Origin of the sequence: Paraburkholderia sp. NPDC080076 (assembly GCF_050281145.1) — a bacterium.
In the GTDB taxonomy this organism is placed as follows: Bacteria; Pseudomonadota; Gammaproteobacteria; order Burkholderiales; family Burkholderiaceae; genus Paraburkholderia.
The window spans coordinates 97,593-112,765 of the sequence record NZ_JBNNWQ010000005.1 but is presented as its reverse complement, the minus strand read 5'-3'; the positions used below and the strand labels follow the sequence as shown (position 1 = coordinate 112,765).

The window sequence follows — 15,173 nt, the reverse complement described above, 5'->3', positions numbered from 1 at the left end:
CAGTCAGGCACTCCGTGCCGGTCAGTCGGGCACGCAAAATCGGACAATCGTTGCGGCAAGCGGCAACGCATCCTACATGCAGCAGCGCAGCGCGTGGACCGCGTCGAACGCGGCATTATCCCATCGCGCCGGCCCGCGCTGCACGCCGGTACAATCACGCGATGACTCCCCGCGACCTCACCTTCGTTCTCGGCGGCGCCCGCTCAGGCAAGAGCGTGCATGCCGAACAGCTTGCCAGCGACAGCGCCCTGCCCGTTACCTACATCGCCACCGCGCGCGTAACGGACGACGCCGAATTCCGCGCGCGCATTGCCCACCATCGCGAGCGGCGTCCGGCGCATTGGCGGTTGTTCGAAGCGGGCGTCGATCTCGCCGGCGCCGTGACGCAAAGCGACGCGCCCGGCCACTGCATCCTGATCGATTGCCTGACGCTGTGGCTCGCCAATCTGCTCTGCCCGCCCGAAGGCGAAGGCGTGCCGCTCGATCAATATCACGCGCAGGTCGCCGCGTTCGAAGCGGCGCTCGTCAATGCCAAAGGCAAGCTCATCGTGGTCAGCAACGAAATCGGCCTCGGCGTGGTGCCGCTCGGCGCGGCCACGCGTCTTTACGTCGATGAACTCGGCCGGCTCAACCAGCGCATCGCCGCGTTGAGCACCCAGGCCACGATGATGGTCGCCGGTTTGCCGCTCGCGCTGAAAACCGCGAGCCCCGCGTGATGCTCTCGCTCCCGCTTCTCGTGACGCTGGCCACCGCCGGCGTCGCCGTCGACCGCTGGTTCGGCGAGCCGCGCGCGGCGCATCCGCTGGTGGGCTTCGGCAAATGGGCGACGCGTCTCGAAACGCGCTACAACACCGGCCGGCGTTTAAGGCTCAAAGGTCTGCTGGCGTGGTCGCTGGCGGTGATGCCGCCAGTTCTGATCGCATGGTGTCTCATCGCCGTGCTGCCGTTTTTTGCGGCCTGCGTGGTGCATGTGCTGTTGCTGTGGTTCGCGCTCGGCGCGCGCAGTCTGCACGATCACATCGCGCCGATCGCTCAGGCGTTGGCGCGGCGCGATCTCCCACAAGCGCGTTTGCTGACCGCGCGCATCGTCTCACGCGAAACCGCGGATGCCGACGAAGGCGCGTTGTCGCGCGCCGCCGTCGAATCGGCGCTCGAAAACGGCAACGACGCGATCTTCGGCGCGCTGTTCTGGTTCGCCATTGCAGGCGGTCCGGGCGCGCTCGCGTTTCGTCTCGCCAACACGCTCGACGCGATGTGGGGTTATCGCACGCCGCGCTATTTGCGCTACGGTTGGGCGGCCGCGCGCATCGACGACGTGCTCAACTGGATTCCCGCGCGTCTGACCGCCGCCAGCTATGCGCTGCTCGGCGACACGCGCACCGCGTGGCGCTGCTGGCGCGAGCAGGCGCCGCGCTGGGACAGCCCGAACGCCGGACCGGTGATGGCCGCCGGCGCAGGCAGTCTGAACGTGTTGATCGGTGGCCCGGCGGTGTATCACGGCGCGCTCGAACACCGGCCGACGCTCGGCTTCGGGCATTCCGCGAAAGCCAGCCACGTGACCGCCGCGTTGGCTCTGGTCGAGCGCACGGTCATTCTGTGGCTCGCGGTGCTGATCGTGCTGGCGCTGTTGAGCGTGCCTTTTCATGGTTGAGCGAATGACCAGTCGCGCGAACGAAACGGGTGCCGCAATCGACGCGGTCGTGCACGGTGGCAATCTGCACGAAGCGGCCAGCCGCTATGGCATTCCATACGAGCAATGGCTCGACCTGTCGACGGGCATCAATCCGCACGGCTATCCAGTCCCGCCGATTCCCGCCAATGCCTGGCGCCGCCTGCCCGACGACGGCGACGATTTCGCCGCCTGCGCCGCCCGCTACTACGGCGCGCCCGATGCGGCGCATGTGCTGCCCGTCGCAGGCAGCCAGGCGGCGATTCGCGCGCTGCCCGCGCTGCTGCCGCGCGCGTGCGTCGGCATCGCGCCGCTTACGTATGGCGAATACGCGCCTGCGTTCAAACGCAGCGGCCATGAAGTGATGCCGCTCGATGTCGGCTGGGAAACATTGCCCGAAGCGCTCATGCATGTAGTCGTCGTGAATCCGAACAATCCGACCGCCGCGCATCTGAGCGCCGCAAGGTTGTTGCACTGGCATGAGCAGTTGAGCGCGCGCGGCGGCACGCTGCTGGTCGATGAAGCCTTCGCCGATACGATGCCGTCGGCGTCGCTCGCGGCGAGCACGCATCGCGAAGGCTTGATCGTGTTGCGCTCGCCGGGGAAATTCTTCGGCCTCGCCGGCGTCCGCGCGGGGTTCGTACTCGGCGTGCCCGCTTTGCTCCAAAGTTTGCGCCTCACGCTCGGCGCGTGGACGGTCAGTGGCCCGGCCCGTCACGCCGTCAAAGCCGCATTCGCCGATGAAGCCTGGCAACGGGATATGCGCATTCGGCTCGATGCCGAAAGCGCGCGACTGGTCGACCTGCTGCATACACAAGGCTTCGACACACGCGGCACACCCCTCTTCGCGTGGACCGACGACGCGCACGCCGCCGCTTTGCATGAAGCCCTCGCACGACGCGGCGTATGGACGCGTCTGTTCACTTCGTCGGGCAGCGTCCGATTCGGCTTGCCTGCGAGCGAGGCCGAATGGACACGCTTCGAAGAGAGCTTGCGCGAAGGCGTACGAGAGATCGATGCTACGCGAGCGTGCTGATCCAAAGAAGACGAAGCCCTCGCCCCCACAATAACTACGCGCCCCGCGGCCTCGCCCGATGAACCGACTCGCCCGCTTCACCTTCGCCGCCGCGCTCTTCGTCAACGCACTGGACGCGCATGCCGCCATCTCCGTCATCGACGATACCGGCGCAACCGTCACCCTGCCCGCTCCCGCGCAACGCGTCATCAGCCTCGCGCCGCACGTCACCGAGTTGCTGTATGCCGCGGGCGGCGGCGCGAAAGTGGTCGGCGCCGTGTCGTACAGCGACTATCCGCCCGAGGCGAAACAGTTGCCGCGCGTCGGCGATAACAAGGCGCTCGATCTTGAGCGCATCGTCGCGCTCAAGCCCGATCTGATCGTGGTGTGGCGGCATGGCAATGCGCAGCGTCAGCTCGATCGACTGCGCGAGATGCACATTCCGCTGTTCTTCAGCGAGCCGCATCATCTCGACGACGTGGCCGTGTCGTTGACGAAGCTTGGACAACTATTAGGCACGTCGGCGGCGGCGGATGCGGCGGCGGCCGCCTACCGTCAGGACATCGCGAAACTGCGCAACCAGTATGCGAGCCGTCCGCCCGTCAGCGTGTTCTATCAGGTGTGGGACCAACCGTTGATGACGCTCAACGGCGAGCACATGGTCAGCGACGTGATTGCGCTGTGCGGCGGCCGCAACGTGTTCGCCAAACTTGAACCGCTGGTGCCGACCGTCTCGACCGAAGCAGTGCTCGCGGCGAATCCGGAAGCGATCGTCACGGCGGCACCCGGCGCGACCAAACCGGACACCACCTTGCCGCAACTCGGCACATGGCGCGCATGGCCGAGCCTGACAGCGGTGGCAAACAACAATCTGTTCGCTATCGACGGCGATCTGATCAACCGCCCGGCGCCGCGCATCGCGCAGGGCGCGAAGCAAATGTGCGAAGACCTCGAAGTGGCGCGCTCACGCAGAAAGCCTGGCGCGCAGTAACGCGCGGGTGATCAGCCGCGACCCGCCTCACGCATTCCAGCGCACCAACGACCACAGCTGCGTTGCATCGTTTCTGCGCAACCAGACGATCCCGCTCATATCGAGCGACCATCGCAGACAGCGTTCCAGCGGCACGTCCAGCACGATCGACGCGATCGCCCGCATTACACCCGCGTGCGTGACCACATAGGCCGGCGACAACTCGCGCGTGAGCGCGAATGCGTCGAGCCATGCACGTACCCGCGCGACGAACTGCGCGACGCTCTCGCCACCATGCGCGCGCGCGTGCTCGAAGTTGGCCGCCCAGTCGTCGAGCAATTCGCGATCGATGGCGTCCCAGCGTTGCGCTTCCCAAGCGCCGAAGTTCATTTCCATCAGACGATCGTCGTGACTGATCACGGAGCCGAAGTCGTTCGCCAACTCGGCGGCGAGCGCCGAGCAGCGCTTCAACGGACTCGACATCAGCACGCGTGGCGCGGGCACCTGCAAAGTCGCGAGCTTCAGGGCGAGCGCGGTGGACGACACCTCGGCATCTTCGGCGAGCGCCACGTCGCTATGGCCGTAACACACGCCCGCATCGAGCGCGACCGCGGGATGACGAATCAGGACGATATCCATGCGAGCCCCACCAGGTAGATGCTCAATTCAAAAACTTGCTGCGCGAGGCCGAGGCAGTCGCCGGTATAACCGCCAATGCGTCTGACGAAATAACGGCCCATTGCCACGCGAAGTACGAGCAGAACCACGACCACCGAGCCCGCGAAGCGCCAGTCCGGCGCAGCGAGCCCGTTCGGCCACAGCAGCCACGGCAAGCCGAATATCGCGGCGCACATGAACGCACCCGCGCTCAGGCGCTGCGCCACCGGTTTGGCCTTGCCTTCGGCACGCACGTAATCGAGCGTAGCCAGGTAGCTGATCGCACAGGTACGGCTCGCCGCGTGCGCGGCAATCATCAGACCTGCGGCACGCATCGGCGGCAATGCAACGAGCGTCTGCCACTTCAATGCAAGCGCGATGACGAGCGCGATAGCGCCGAAAGCGCCGATGCGCGAGTCATGCATGATTCGCAATACATCTTCGCGCGTATAGGCGCCACCGAACGCATCGACGCAATCAGCCAGACCGTCCTCGTGAAACGCGCCGGTCACGAGCAGCGACGCCGCCATCGACAGCAGCACCGCCACGCCCGCGGGAAATACGCGCAGCGCGGCGAGATAGACCACCGCGCTCAATCCGCCGATCAATACGCCGACGAGCGGAAAATAACGCGCCGCCGCGTTCAGGTAGTGCGGCTCATAGCCGACCCAGCGCGGCACAGGCACGCGCGTGAAATAGCCGAGCGCAGTAAAGAAATAGCGCAGTTCCGCGAGCGGATTCATGTGTGTGCCGGTCGAGCGTTTCTGTCTGAAGGATCAAGCGGGTCACGCATCGCGATTCGCAACACCGGCCGATTCGAAGCTCGCCATCTCGTTGATGAACGCCGTTGCCGCGCGCAACAGCGGCACCGCGAGCGCCGCGCCAGTGCCTTCGCCAAGACGCATGTCGAGCGACAGCATCGGCAGCGCGCCGAAATGATCGAGCATGCGCCGATGCCCCGCTTCGTTCGACGCATGCGCGAACACGCAGTACTCGCGAATGCTCGGCGCGAGCGCGTCGGCGATCAACAAGGCCGAGGTCGCGATGAAGCCATCGACCAGAATCGTCATACGTGCCTCGGCGGCCGCGAGATAGGCGCCCGCCATCATCGCGATCTCGAAGCCGCCGAAGGTGGCAAGCACGTCGAGCGGATCGGTGGACACGGGGTGACGCGCGAGCGCCGAGGCCAGCACGTTGCGCTTTCTCGCGAGCCCCGCGTTGTCGAGACCCGTGCCGCGGCCGACGCATTCGTCGATCGGCACGCCGCACAACCGGCTCATCAGACACGCGGCCGCCGAGGTGTTCGCAATCCCCATCTCGCCGAAGCCGATCACATTGGTGCCGAGCGCCGCGTGATGCCGCACGCGCGCCGCGCCCGCCTGCATCGCGGAGAGTGCCTGGTCGCGGCTCATGGCCGGTTCGCGCGCGAAATTGCGCGTGCCGGCCGCGACGGGAATGTCGACGAGACCCGCCGTCGACTGCAACGGCGTCGCAATGCCCGCGTTGACGACTTCGAGCTCGATGCCCGAGACGCGGCTCAACGCATTGATCGCCGCGCCGCCCGCGAGGAAGTTGGCGACCATCTGCGCGGTCACCGCCTGCGGATAAGGGCTCACGCCCTCTTCGGCGACACCGTGGTCGCCGGCGAAGACGATCATCGCCGGGCGCGTCACGGTGGGACGCGTCGTGCGCTGAATCAGGCCCATCTGACGCGCGAGCGTTTCGAGCCGGCCGAGACTGCCGGGCGGCTTCGTCTTGGTATCGATGATGTGCTGCAGCTCGTCACGCAGCGTTTGATCGAGCGGTTCGACTTCGGGCAATCCGGGCAAGCGTGGCAAAGAAGTCATGAGCGTGTGTCTGAAAGAGAATGTGGGAATGAAGCGATCAGCTTGCCGGCGTGTCATGTCCGGCAGGCGATTCGTGACGCGCGCGCGGCGCGGGAATCAGCGCCTCGTGTTCGCCGTCGCGAATCAGAATCAACGGATAGCCGAATGCGCGGCTCGCCAATGTGGGCGTCAACACGTCGTGCACCGGTCCGGCATACGCGGCGCCCGCGCCGTCGAGCAGCAGCGCATGCGTGGCGAAGCGGCGCGCGAGGTTCAGGTCGTGACATGAAAACATCACTGTACGCCGAGGCTCGCGCGTCCACGTGGCCAACGCCTCGAGGCAGTCGATCTGATGATGCAGATCGAGATGCGACAACGGCTCGTCGAGCAGCAGCAACGGCGCTTCCTGGCATAGCACCGCCGCCAGCGCCACGCGTTGCCGCTCGCCGCCGGAGAGTGACAGCACATCACGCGCGGCGAACGCGGCGAGGCCCAACAAGTCCAACGCCGCGTGCGCCGCTTCGCGATCAGCTTCGCGCTCCCAGCCCCAGCCGGTGAGATGCGGGAAGCGGTTGAGCATCACGATATCGAGCACGCTCGCGCTGAATGCGTCGGGCGCGTTTTGCGGCATCAGCGCGCGGCGTTGCGCGAGCGGCAGCGGCGGCCAGTCGGCGAGGCGCACGCCGTCGAGTTCGACATGTCCCGCCGACGGTTGCAACAAGCCCGCGAGCGTGGAGAGCAAGGTTGTCTTGCCCGCGCCGTTCGGGCCGGCGACGCACCAGATCTCGCCTGCGTAGAAGGTATGCGTGAAGGCGTCGAGCAACGTGCGCGCGCCCACACGCAAGGTCAAACGTTGCGCGCTGAGGACGGATTCGGAAATGGAGTGAGCTTGCATCATCGGCGCCTGTGCAGGAGCATCCACAGAAACACCGGCACGCCGATCACCGACGTGATCACGCCGACCGGCAACTGCGCCGGCGCGATCACGGTACGCGCGATCAGGTCCGCGCCCATCACCGCGACGCCGCCGCCGAGCGCCGCGGCCGGCAGCAGCATGCGCTGATCGTTGCCGAACGCGAGCCGCAGCATGTGCGGCACGACCAGTCCGACAAAGCCGATGGTGCCCGCCGTCGTCACCGCCGCGGCCGCCGCCAGCGAAGCCACCAGATACACCCGCAAACGCAACGGCATCACCGCGACGCCCAACGCCTGCGCGGCGGCGTCGCCACGCAGCAGCACGTTCAGACGCGGCGCGACAGGCACGATCGCAACCAGCACGATAGCGAGGGCGGCGAGCGCCGTCCAGGGCATCGTGCCGCCGTTGAGGTCGCCGGTCAGCCAGAACAGCATGCCGCGCAAGCGATTGTCGGGTGCGAGGTTGAGCAGCAAGGTAATGAGCGCGCCCCAGCCGGCCGCGATCACCGCGCCAGTCAACAGCAAGCGCGGCGACGTGTCCTGCGGCTCGCCGCGCCACAACTCGCGGCGCGCGAGGCCGAGCACCAGCAGGATCGACACGAAGGCGCCGGCGAACGCGCTCGCGTCGACGATCCACCATGCGCAACCGGCGATCATCGCGACCAGCGCAAAGGTCGCCGCGCCGCCCGATACGCCCAACACGTAGGGCTCGGCGAGTGGATTGCGCAACAGCACTTGCAGCAACGCGCCGGCCAGCGCGAGCAACGCGCCGCAGGCGAAACCGGCCACTGCGCGCGGCAAGCGCAGCGTGCGGACGATCTCGGCGGCTAAGTCAGAAGAACCGACAGACGACGCATGCGACGGCATCAGCGCCGCCAGCACGCGCATCGGCGCAAGCGACACGCTGCCCAACGCAAGCGACGCCATCAACACCGCCAGCGCGATCACGGCGAGCGCAAGCCAGATCGCGGCCGCGCGCTTCGCGCTCATCACGCGCAGTGTCGCGGGCATCGAACTCGCGTGTCGGCTCATGTGTCGGCTCATCCGCACGACCTTAGCGAAGCGACTCGCTCACTGCTGCTGCCAACCAACCGTGAGATACGCACCGCGCCGCGGCGAGTTATACGAGTAGGCCGTTTCATAGTCCTTGTCCAACAGATTCTGGATTTGCGCGGCCACGTACCATGCTTTCGTGATGTTGTAGCGCGCCGCCAGATTCACCACGCCATAGCCGCCCAGCTTGCCGCTGCTGTCATTGCTCGGGCCGCTCACGATCCACTCGCCGCCGACGCGCCACGCGGCGATGCTGCGGTTCACCGTCAGCGCACCGAAGCGCCGCGCACGCCGCACGAGGTCGGCATCGTTGTCGAGGTCGACGGGATTTTGCAGCGTCACCGACGCGCGCACATCCGTCTTGCCGACATGGCCGCTCCACGATCCTTCGAGCCCCTGCACTTTTGCATGGCCGACGTTCTGTGCCAGATAGATACCGGGCGTCACCTGCTCATAGTTAATCAGATTCGCGTAGCGCGTCTGGAATGCGGTCAGGCGCATCACGCCGAGCGCATTCGATGCGTACTGCAGCGCGGCTTCGATCGAATGGCTGCGCTCCGGCTGGATCGACGGATTGCCGCTGAACGGATAGTACAGATCGTCGAAGCTGGGCGCGCGAAACGAATCCGAATAGCTTGCGGTCACCTTCCAATGGCCGGTGATGTCGAAGCCATAGCCGAGATAGTAACTGTTCGCTCCGCCGAAATCGGAATACTGGTCGCGCCGCACGTTGGCCTGAATCTGATTGCGCCCGAAGCGCCCCGTATAGCCGACGAAACCCGAATCCACATGCCGGTCGGGCGCCGCGAACGTATCCGAATCGAGGCTCTGATCGAGATGCTCATAGCCGACCTGCAACTTCTGCTGCGCGGCCAGCGCGAAATCGTTCTCCCATGTGTACTGGCGATTGTCGGTATCGAAGCGGCCGTTGTACACGCCGTTGGTATTCGACACGCTGCGGTCGTCACCTTCGGCGACGATGAAGTGCGTCGTCCACCAGTCGGTCAGCCTGCCGTTCGCGAACACCGAGACCTGGCGCACTTTGCTGTACAGGTTGTTCAGATCGGTCGGCACGCCGTACGCATTGTCGTAGCTGTTGTTGCCGTTCGACTGGAAGTAGCTGGCGCCGGCATCCCATTTGTCGTTGAACTTGTGGCGCAGCGAAGCCGAGATGCTCTCGTTCAGATAGCCGTTCGCATTCGGATTGGCGTTGGGCGCCTCGCGTGGATTGAGCGACGAGAAGCCGTCGTCCTTCGACCGCGCGAGCGAGATGCTGAAGGTCGTGTTGCCGTCTTTATCCAATGCGCCGTTCACGCCGGCCTGCTGCGTCTGCGTGTGATAGCTGCCGTAGCCCAGCGAAAAATTGAAACGCGGCGGGTGGTCACCGCCCTCTTTCGTGAATACCTGCACCACGCCGCCAATCGCGCCCGAGCCGTACAACGCCGACACGTTGCCGTTCACCACCTCGACGTGATCGATCTGGTCGAGCGGAATCTGCGCGAGTTGCGGCGCACCCAGGCTCACCGAATCGACCCGCACGCCGTCGATCAGCAGCAGCGATTGCGTCGACGACGCGCCGCGCAAATAGAGGCTGGTCGTCGAACCAGGGCCACCTGTACGCGAGATTTGCGCGCCGGGCGCGAGTTGCAGGAGGCCGGGCAAATCGGTCGCGGTGGTGTCGGCGATATCCTGCTGATCGAACAGCGACGTCTGCGGGATCGCATCGGCGAGTGCTTGCGGCCCGCGCTCCGCGGTCACCACCACGGGCGACAGCACCGCCGAAGACGGCACGGCGGCCGATGAATCCGCCGCCGAGGACGAAGAAGAAGATAAAGGAGCAGCTTGCGCAGGCACGACGATCGGCAGGCCCGCGAAGGCGAGCAACGCCGCGCGGGCGAAGGGGGACAGCATGGGATGAAAGTCCTGTGGATAGCGTGCGCGGCCCGCTTCCCCGCAGGCCGATGCGTAACGAGGCGCCCGCGTATTTAACATTTTCGCGCGTGACGTGCCTCTCCCTCTGGCCGGTATCCGGGCTGGCGACACATCGATTCCGCCTTCCCACGCGTGACGCGCAGTGGCACACTCGCGAGTTGAACTTCCAACACGCGATCAGAATCGACTTGCATGACGAATGCGGTTGCTTACCGTTGCGGGGGCAGCGCAGGTTGGCGCGTTCACGTGAACGGCGCGCCCTGCTTCCCGTTTAACTGCGTGCGCCGTTGAAAAGCGCACGCGGGCACCAGAGTGCGGCAAGTTTAGGAGCGGCCTCGGGGTCCGTCAATAATGCCGGGACCGTGGGCCATCTGTTCTGTTAAGTGCAGGCTATTGTCCGACGCGTGAGTACTTTTTCATCATATGGTCGATAAAAGCCTGCACAAAGCGATGTTGTTACGTCTCGAAACGAGACAATTGTCGGAACCTGCGACATTCCGCGCTAAAATGCGATGTCTTTAGAGGACGCAGCACATGCTCACCGAACTCGAAACACTTTCACAGAATATCGGCAAGCTGATTGCGATCAGCCAACGCCACAATGAAGCGCGACTCGCGCTCGAAGAGCAGCTCGCCCACTCGCGCGCCGAAGTCGAAGCCACGCGCACGGAACTTGCAATGCTGCGCGAGGAACGTAACGCGCTGCAGGCGGAACGCGACGCGCTATCGGCGAAGATCGACGACGCACAGGTACGCCTGAATGCGATTCTCGAGAAGCTGCCGCGTGCCCGCGCGAACAGCGAGCCGGACAACCAGCTCGATCTGCTCGAGCCGGCTCAGCACGAAGTCGAAGCTGAGAGCGACGTGACCCGCCACGGAGAAAATGCATGACCACCAAGCAGATCGAAGTATCGATTCTCGGCGTGCCCTATCGCCTCGCCTGCTCGCCGGAAACGGAAGCGGCGCTGCTCGAAGCGGTCGCACGCGTCGACGCCGAAATGTCGAAGATCCGCAATAACAGCAACGTGCGCGGCACGGATCGCATTGCTGTCATGGCTGCGCTGTCGCTGGCATCGGAACTGCTTAGACTGCAATCGAGCGTGAGGCACGGAGAAGCATTTCCCGCTGAAGAAATCCGGCGTACAATGCATCAAATGAACGAACAGCTGGGTACTGTGATTGAGCAGTACAGCATGCAGTAAGGGTCGTGTGTTATCGTGCTGCCGGTCCTGAGATCGGCGGTGGATTCAAACGGAGTGCGTGAGCACAAGGCGTGCAAGATTCAGCAAACGTTTGAGTTCAATCGGTAGTTCAGCTTCATCGGTTTAGCTTCCCTGCCTGGTTCGCCAAGGTCATATATTCCTTGAACCAATGCCATGTGCACGGTTGCGGAAATTTGTAGCACGGGTGTGCGCGTCACTCTGTCTGATGTACCCGAAGTGTTGCTAACTGCGACCAATTCTGAACCCCCGGTTCAGGATGCCGGCCTAGCGGCTAAGGCGGGGACCTTATTTAGAACGGCATCGGACTTCGGTTCGGTGCCGTTTTTCTTTGGGCGCTGTTTTTTGTACGCCGGTTTCTTCCGCATCTTCAACCCCTTAACGTTCAATTCGATTCATGCGCTACTGGCTAATGAAGTCCGAACCGGACGAAGCAAGCATCGATCATCTCGCCAACGCACCGCATCGCACGTTGCCGTGGACCGGCGTGCGCAACTATCAGGCGCGCAACTTCATGCGCGACATGATGCAGGTCGGCGACGGTGTGCTGTTCTATCACTCGAGCTGTCCCGAGCCCGGCATCGCGGGAATCGCCGAGGTATCGTCCACCGCGTATCCGGACCCCACGCAGTTCGATAAGAAGAGTCCCTACTACGACGCGAAGTCGTCGCAGGAAACGCCGCGCTGGGTGCTCGTCGATGTGGTGTTCAAGAAGAAGATCCCGCTGATTCCGCTCGCCGCGCTGCGCGAGCATGACGAACTCAAGGACATGCGCGTGCTCGCCAAAGGCAACCGCCTGTCGATCACGCCAGTGACCGAAGCCGAATGGCGCTTCATCACCAAGCGGCTCGCTTGAGCTTGCATGCCTGATGGATGCGCGACGCGTATTCATGCACACGCAAACGTTAAAGCAACGTCAAACCGGGGAACCAAGCTCAGGTTACAAGCGCCTAACGGACTCAAAAACGGGACGCGCAAACGCCGTGCCATTGCGCGGCGCTTGCCCCGATCGTGCACAACCTGTTCAAGCAAGGAGTCCAACAATGACAAAAAACACCGCACGTGCACTCGCTTTCGCTCTCGTCTGCGCCGCGCCTGCCGCGCTCGCACTGACGCCGGCCGGCGCACGCGCGCAAGGCGTCATGCAGTATCAGCCGGCCGGCGTGCTGTCGCTGAACGCGCAGGCCAGCGCGGAAGTGCCGCAAGACGTCGTCGATATCACGCTGTTCTACGAGCAGGAAGCGAGCGATCCGTCGGCGCTCACGGCAACGCTGAACCAGCGCGCCGATTCGGCGCTGCAAAAGGCCAAGGGTGTGAACGGCGTCACGGCACGCACGGGTTCGTTCTCGATCTATCCGTCCACCGACCGTGACGGGCGCATTTCCGCATGGCGCGGCCGCACGGAGATCGTGCTCGAATCGCACGACTTCGCCGCGGTGTCGAAACTCGCGGGTCAAATGGCATCGATCATGCAGGTCGGCAACGTGCAGTTCTCGCTCTCGCCTGAAGCGCAGCGCGCGGCCGAGCAGAAGCTCACCGGCGAAGCGATCAAGTCGTTCCGCGAGCAGGCCGCTTCATCCGCGCAGGCGTTCGGCTACAGCGGTTATTCGATTCGCGAGGTCAACGTCGGCCACAACGGGGTGATGCCGCGTCCGATGATGATGATGAGCGCACGCGCCATGGGCGCCGACGCGAAGGCTTCGGCGCCGGTGCCGATCGAAGGCGGCACGTCGACGGTCACTGTGAATGTGTCGGGCTCGGTGCAGATGAAGTAACGCGTTTTTTTACTGCTCGCAGCGGTGCTTTGACGCAGCAAGAGAAAAAGCCACGGCATGCCGTGGCTTTTTCTCATTGGCTACGATAAAAAAACGTAGCGGTCAGTCAGATCAACTCGCACTGATCGCCTGCGCCGGTTCACGGCGTGCGCGGCGATAAGACCACACCAGCATGGCGATACCGGCGAGGATCATCGGCAGCGACAGCCATTGGCCCATGGAAAGCCCCATGGCCAGCAGACCGAGGAAATCGTCCGGCTCACGCGCGAATTCGACCGTGAAGCGCGCGAGGCCGTAGCCGATCAGAAACACGGCGGAAATCGCGCCCATCGGCTTCGGTTTGCGCGAGAAGAAGAACAGCACGAAGAACAGCGCGACGCCTTCCAGCGCGATTTCATACAGCTCCGACGGATGGCGCGGCAGCATGTGATATTGCGCGAACACTTCGTTCAGATGCCATTGCGCGGCCAATTGCGGATGCGCGGTGAGCCAGGCGGCGTCGTCGGGCGCGGCGCCCGGAAACAGCATGGCCCACGGCGCCGACGGATCGGTCACGCGGCCCCACAACTCGCCATTGATGAAGTTGCCGAGGCGCCCTGCCGCGAGGCCGGTGGGCACCATCGGCGCGACGAAGTCGGTGACTTGCAGCCACGAGCGTTTGCGCTGGTACGCGAACAGCACCATGGCAAACGTCACGCCGAGAAAGCCGCCGTGAAACGACATGCCACCTTCCCACACCTTGAAGATGTCGAGCGGATGCGCGAAATAAAAGCTCGCCTTGTAGAACAGCACGTAGCCGAGCCGGCCGCCGAGAATCGTGCCCAGCACGCCGTAAAACAGCATGTCGTCGATATCTTTGGCGGTCCAGCCTTGCGCGGCGACGTACGGCAAACGCAGCCGCAGCCGGCCGACGACGATCGCCGCGATGAACGCGACGAGGTACATCAGTCCATACCAGCGCACTGCGAGCGGCCCCAGATGAATGGCAACGGGGTCGAAATTGGGGTGAATGAGCATCGTGTTGTTATGGGCAGTTCAGGTTCAGAAGCAGGTTTTATCTGGGTGGGCGGCGCTGCCCGCACCTTGCGGTGCATGCATTGGACGGTCCGGCCGGCAATGCGTTCGCGAGGACGCGTCTAAATGCGCGGCGCGGCGGATGGCTGCGCCTCGACGGTCGACGCATGCGCCCGCACGATGTCGATGAAGCCCGCCAGCACCGGGCTCACCTCCGCGGTCCGCCAGACGAGGCCCGTCTCGATCGCGGGCACCGACTCGGAAAGCGGCCGGTACACGACGCCGGTGCGGCGCAGATTACGCAACGATTGCGGCACCAGTGCGACACCCATGCCGGCCGACACGAGGCTTACGATCGTTTGCATCTGGATCGCTTCCTGGCCGACCCGGGGCGCGAGGCCCGCGACGCCGTAGCAATCCATAATGATGTCATAAAAGCCTGGCGCCAGACGTCTTGGGAAGACCACGAGCGGTGCGTCGGCGACGTCGCGCAGGCTGATCGGTGTGTCCAGCCATTCGGCGCGCGGGTCGGCATCTTCCCCGCTGACGCTGGCCACGCGCGCCGCCATGTCCGTCGACATGGCGATCACCAGCGGCTCGCGCGCGATCGGCAGCCACGAGAGCTGGGTGGCGTGGCGGGGCGGCAGCGGCGCGATCACGAGACCCGCGTCGATGCGCCCGGCCACCAGTTCGTCCACCTGCACGTCGCTGGTGGCTTCCGTCAATTCCAGCCGCACACGCGGATGGCGCGCGCCGAAATCGCGCAGCAACAGCGGCAGCAGGCCGTAGTCCGCGGTGGAAACGAAAGCCAGCGACAACACGCCCGCCTCGCCGCGCGCGAGGCTCTGCGCGAGCGGCCGCAGGCTCTCGGCGCTCGCCAACAGGCGCTGCACCTCGGGCAACAGATCGGCGCCCACCGACGTGAGTTCGACCGAACGCTTGGTGCGCGCGAACAATTCGACGCCGAGCGTCTCTTCCAGCGCCCGGATGGCTTGCGACAACGGCGGCTGCGTCATGGACAGGCGCACGGCCGCGCGTCCGAAATGCTTTTCTTCGGCGACGGTAGCGAAATAGCGCAACTGGCGCAGATCGGGAATGGCAGGCAGCATGATTGATACATTTTACGA

General features: G+C 64.6%; 16 protein-coding genes, 1 other RNA gene and 1 riboswitch. Of the genes, 9 read left to right on the top strand and 8 right to left on the bottom strand.

Features of this window, described 5'->3' with window-relative positions; genetic code table 11:
- The first annotated feature begins 161 nt into the window (after positions 1-161).
- From cobU to ACQKRQ_RS22055, 4 genes are read left to right on the top strand one after another with little or no spacing between them, the layout of a single operon-like run.
- Complete coding sequence (gene cobU, locus ACQKRQ_RS22070) at positions 162-716, top strand: bifunctional adenosylcobinamide kinase/adenosylcobinamide-phosphate guanylyltransferase (protein ID WP_427479401.1); 555 nt, start codon at positions 162-164, stop codon at positions 714-716.
- Positions 716-1,651: an adenosylcobinamide-phosphate synthase CbiB gene (cbiB, locus tag ACQKRQ_RS22065; RefSeq protein ID WP_132376957.1), complete on the top strand. Its 936-nt coding sequence runs from the start codon at positions 716-718 to the stop codon at positions 1,649-1,651. The genes cobU and cbiB overlap by 1 nt, the downstream gene beginning before the upstream one ends.
- A complete protein-coding gene (cobD, locus tag ACQKRQ_RS22060) occupies positions 1,644-2,705 on the top strand; it encodes a threonine-phosphate decarboxylase CobD (RefSeq protein ID WP_427479399.1) in 1,062 nt (353 codons plus the stop codon). The genes cbiB and cobD overlap by 8 nt, the downstream gene beginning before the upstream one ends.
- A gap of 58 nt (positions 2,706-2,763) precedes the next feature.
- Positions 2,764-3,675 (top strand): cobalamin-binding protein, encoded by a 912-nt coding sequence (locus tag ACQKRQ_RS22055; protein ID WP_427479397.1) that lies wholly within the window; start codon positions 2,764-2,766, stop codon positions 3,673-3,675.
- Positions 3,676-3,702: 27 nt separating this feature from the next.
- On the opposite strand, the gene cobC is transcribed toward ACQKRQ_RS22055, so the two are convergent.
- The 6 genes from cobC to ACQKRQ_RS22025 are packed head-to-tail and all read right to left on the bottom strand — an operon-like array spanning position 3,703 to position 10,016.
- Complete coding sequence (gene cobC, locus ACQKRQ_RS22050; protein ID WP_427479395.1) at positions 3,703-4,293, bottom strand: alpha-ribazole phosphatase; 591 nt, start codon at positions 4,291-4,293, stop codon at positions 3,703-3,705.
- Positions 4,278-5,054 carry an adenosylcobinamide-GDP ribazoletransferase gene (locus ACQKRQ_RS22045; RefSeq protein WP_427479394.1) on the bottom strand — a complete coding sequence of 259 codons (777 nt, stop codon included), beginning with the start codon at positions 5,052-5,054 and terminating at the stop codon, positions 4,278-4,280. The genes cobC and ACQKRQ_RS22045 overlap by 16 nt, the downstream gene beginning before the upstream one ends.
- A gap of 42 nt (positions 5,055-5,096) precedes the next feature.
- Complete coding sequence (gene cobT, locus ACQKRQ_RS22040) at positions 5,097-6,158, bottom strand: nicotinate-nucleotide--dimethylbenzimidazole phosphoribosyltransferase (RefSeq protein WP_427479392.1); 1,062 nt, start codon at positions 6,156-6,158, stop codon at positions 5,097-5,099.
- Between the two features lie 37 nt (positions 6,159-6,195).
- A complete protein-coding gene (locus tag ACQKRQ_RS22035; protein ID WP_427479390.1) occupies positions 6,196-7,035 on the bottom strand; it encodes an ABC transporter ATP-binding protein in 840 nt (279 codons plus the stop codon).
- Complete coding sequence (locus ACQKRQ_RS22030; protein WP_408293708.1) at positions 7,032-8,084, bottom strand: FecCD family ABC transporter permease; 1,053 nt, start codon at positions 8,082-8,084, stop codon at positions 7,032-7,034. The genes ACQKRQ_RS22035 and ACQKRQ_RS22030 overlap by 4 nt, the downstream gene beginning before the upstream one ends.
- 39 nt (positions 8,085-8,123) lie before the next feature.
- Positions 8,124-10,016, bottom strand: coding sequence for a TonB-dependent receptor domain-containing protein (locus tag ACQKRQ_RS22025; protein ID WP_427479389.1), 1,893 nt, complete (start codon positions 10,014-10,016; stop codon positions 8,124-8,126).
- Positions 10,017-10,107: 91 nt separating this feature from the next.
- Positions 10,108-10,364, bottom strand: a riboswitch (cobalamin riboswitch).
- A gap of 207 nt (positions 10,365-10,571) precedes the next feature.
- On the opposite strand from ACQKRQ_RS22025, the gene ACQKRQ_RS22020 reads away from it, so the two are divergent.
- The 5 genes from ACQKRQ_RS22020 to ACQKRQ_RS22000 all read left to right on the top strand — a co-directional run bounded on the left by ACQKRQ_RS22020 (position 10,572) and on the right by ACQKRQ_RS22000 (position 13,032).
- Complete coding sequence (locus ACQKRQ_RS22020; protein WP_408180706.1) at positions 10,572-10,928, top strand: ATPase; 357 nt, start codon at positions 10,572-10,574, stop codon at positions 10,926-10,928.
- Positions 10,925-11,239, top strand: coding sequence for a cell division protein ZapA (locus ACQKRQ_RS22015; protein WP_012432043.1), 315 nt, complete (start codon positions 10,925-10,927; stop codon positions 11,237-11,239). Before ACQKRQ_RS22020 ends, ACQKRQ_RS22015 begins: the two co-directional genes overlap by 4 nt.
- Positions 11,240-11,365: 126 nt before the next feature.
- Positions 11,366-11,547, top strand: a non-coding RNA gene (gene ssrS, locus ACQKRQ_RS22010) — 6S RNA.
- Positions 11,548-11,654: 107 nt separating this feature from the next.
- Entirely contained in the window at positions 11,655-12,113 is a 459-nt protein-coding gene (locus ACQKRQ_RS22005; RefSeq protein WP_132375720.1) for an EVE domain-containing protein, read from the top strand.
- 187 nt (positions 12,114-12,300) lie between these two features.
- Positions 12,301-13,032 carry an SIMPL domain-containing protein gene (locus ACQKRQ_RS22000; protein WP_132375722.1) on the top strand — a complete coding sequence of 244 codons (732 nt, stop codon included), beginning with the start codon at positions 12,301-12,303 and terminating at the stop codon, positions 13,030-13,032.
- A gap of 111 nt (positions 13,033-13,143) precedes the next feature.
- Here the strand turns inward: ACQKRQ_RS22000 and lgt are convergent, their stop codons facing one another.
- Together lgt and ACQKRQ_RS21990 are read right to left on the bottom strand one after the other, a co-directional pair.
- Positions 13,144-14,049: a prolipoprotein diacylglyceryl transferase gene (gene lgt, locus ACQKRQ_RS21995; RefSeq protein WP_427479385.1), complete on the bottom strand. Its 906-nt coding sequence runs from the start codon at positions 14,047-14,049 to the stop codon at positions 13,144-13,146.
- A gap of 119 nt (positions 14,050-14,168) precedes the next feature.
- Complete coding sequence (locus tag ACQKRQ_RS21990) at positions 14,169-15,155, bottom strand: LysR family transcriptional regulator (protein WP_427479383.1); 987 nt, start codon at positions 15,153-15,155, stop codon at positions 14,169-14,171.
- Between the last annotated feature and the right edge of the window lie 18 nt (positions 15,156-15,173).

Bases quoted from the DNA above. Each gene is read 5' to 3' on its own strand.
- ACQKRQ_RS22030 (WP_408293708.1), bottom strand. From the start codon at position 8,084: ATGAGCCGACACGCGAGTTCGATGCCCGCGACACTGCGCGTGATGAGC.
- cobU (WP_427479401.1), top strand. From the start codon at position 162: ATGACTCCCCGCGACCTCACCTTCGTTCTCGGCGGCGCCCGCTCAGGC.
- lgt (WP_427479385.1), bottom strand. From the start codon at position 14,049: ATGCTCATTCACCCCAATTTCGACCCCGTTGCCATTCATCTGGGGCCG.
- ACQKRQ_RS22035 (WP_427479390.1), bottom strand. From the start codon at position 7,035: ATGATGCAAGCTCACTCCATTTCCGAATCCGTCCTCAGCGCGCAACGT.
- ACQKRQ_RS21990 (WP_427479383.1), bottom strand. From the start codon at position 15,155: ATGCTGCCTGCCATTCCCGATCTGCGCCAGTTGCGCTATTTCGCTACC.
- ACQKRQ_RS22000 (WP_132375722.1), top strand. From the start codon at position 12,301: ATGACAAAAAACACCGCACGTGCACTCGCTTTCGCTCTCGTCTGCGCC.
- ACQKRQ_RS22055 (WP_427479397.1), top strand. From the start codon at position 2,764: ATGAACCGACTCGCCCGCTTCACCTTCGCCGCCGCGCTCTTCGTCAAC.
- cobC (WP_427479395.1), bottom strand. From the start codon at position 4,293: ATGGATATCGTCCTGATTCGTCATCCCGCGGTCGCGCTCGATGCGGGC.
- ACQKRQ_RS22015 (WP_012432043.1), top strand. From the start codon at position 10,925: ATGACCACCAAGCAGATCGAAGTATCGATTCTCGGCGTGCCCTATCGC.
- cobD (WP_427479399.1), top strand. From the start codon at position 1,644: ATGGTTGAGCGAATGACCAGTCGCGCGAACGAAACGGGTGCCGCAATC.
- cobT (WP_427479392.1), bottom strand. From the start codon at position 6,158: ATGACTTCTTTGCCACGCTTGCCCGGATTGCCCGAAGTCGAACCGCTC.
- ACQKRQ_RS22025 (WP_427479389.1), bottom strand. From the start codon at position 10,016: ATGCTGTCCCCCTTCGCCCGCGCGGCGTTGCTCGCCTTCGCGGGCCTG.
- cbiB (WP_132376957.1), top strand. From the start codon at position 716: ATGCTCTCGCTCCCGCTTCTCGTGACGCTGGCCACCGCCGGCGTCGCC.
- ACQKRQ_RS22045 (WP_427479394.1), bottom strand. From the start codon at position 5,054: ATGAATCCGCTCGCGGAACTGCGCTATTTCTTTACTGCGCTCGGCTAT.
- ACQKRQ_RS22005 (WP_132375720.1), top strand. From the start codon at position 11,655: ATGCGCTACTGGCTAATGAAGTCCGAACCGGACGAAGCAAGCATCGAT.
- ACQKRQ_RS22020 (WP_408180706.1), top strand. From the start codon at position 10,572: ATGCTCACCGAACTCGAAACACTTTCACAGAATATCGGCAAGCTGATT.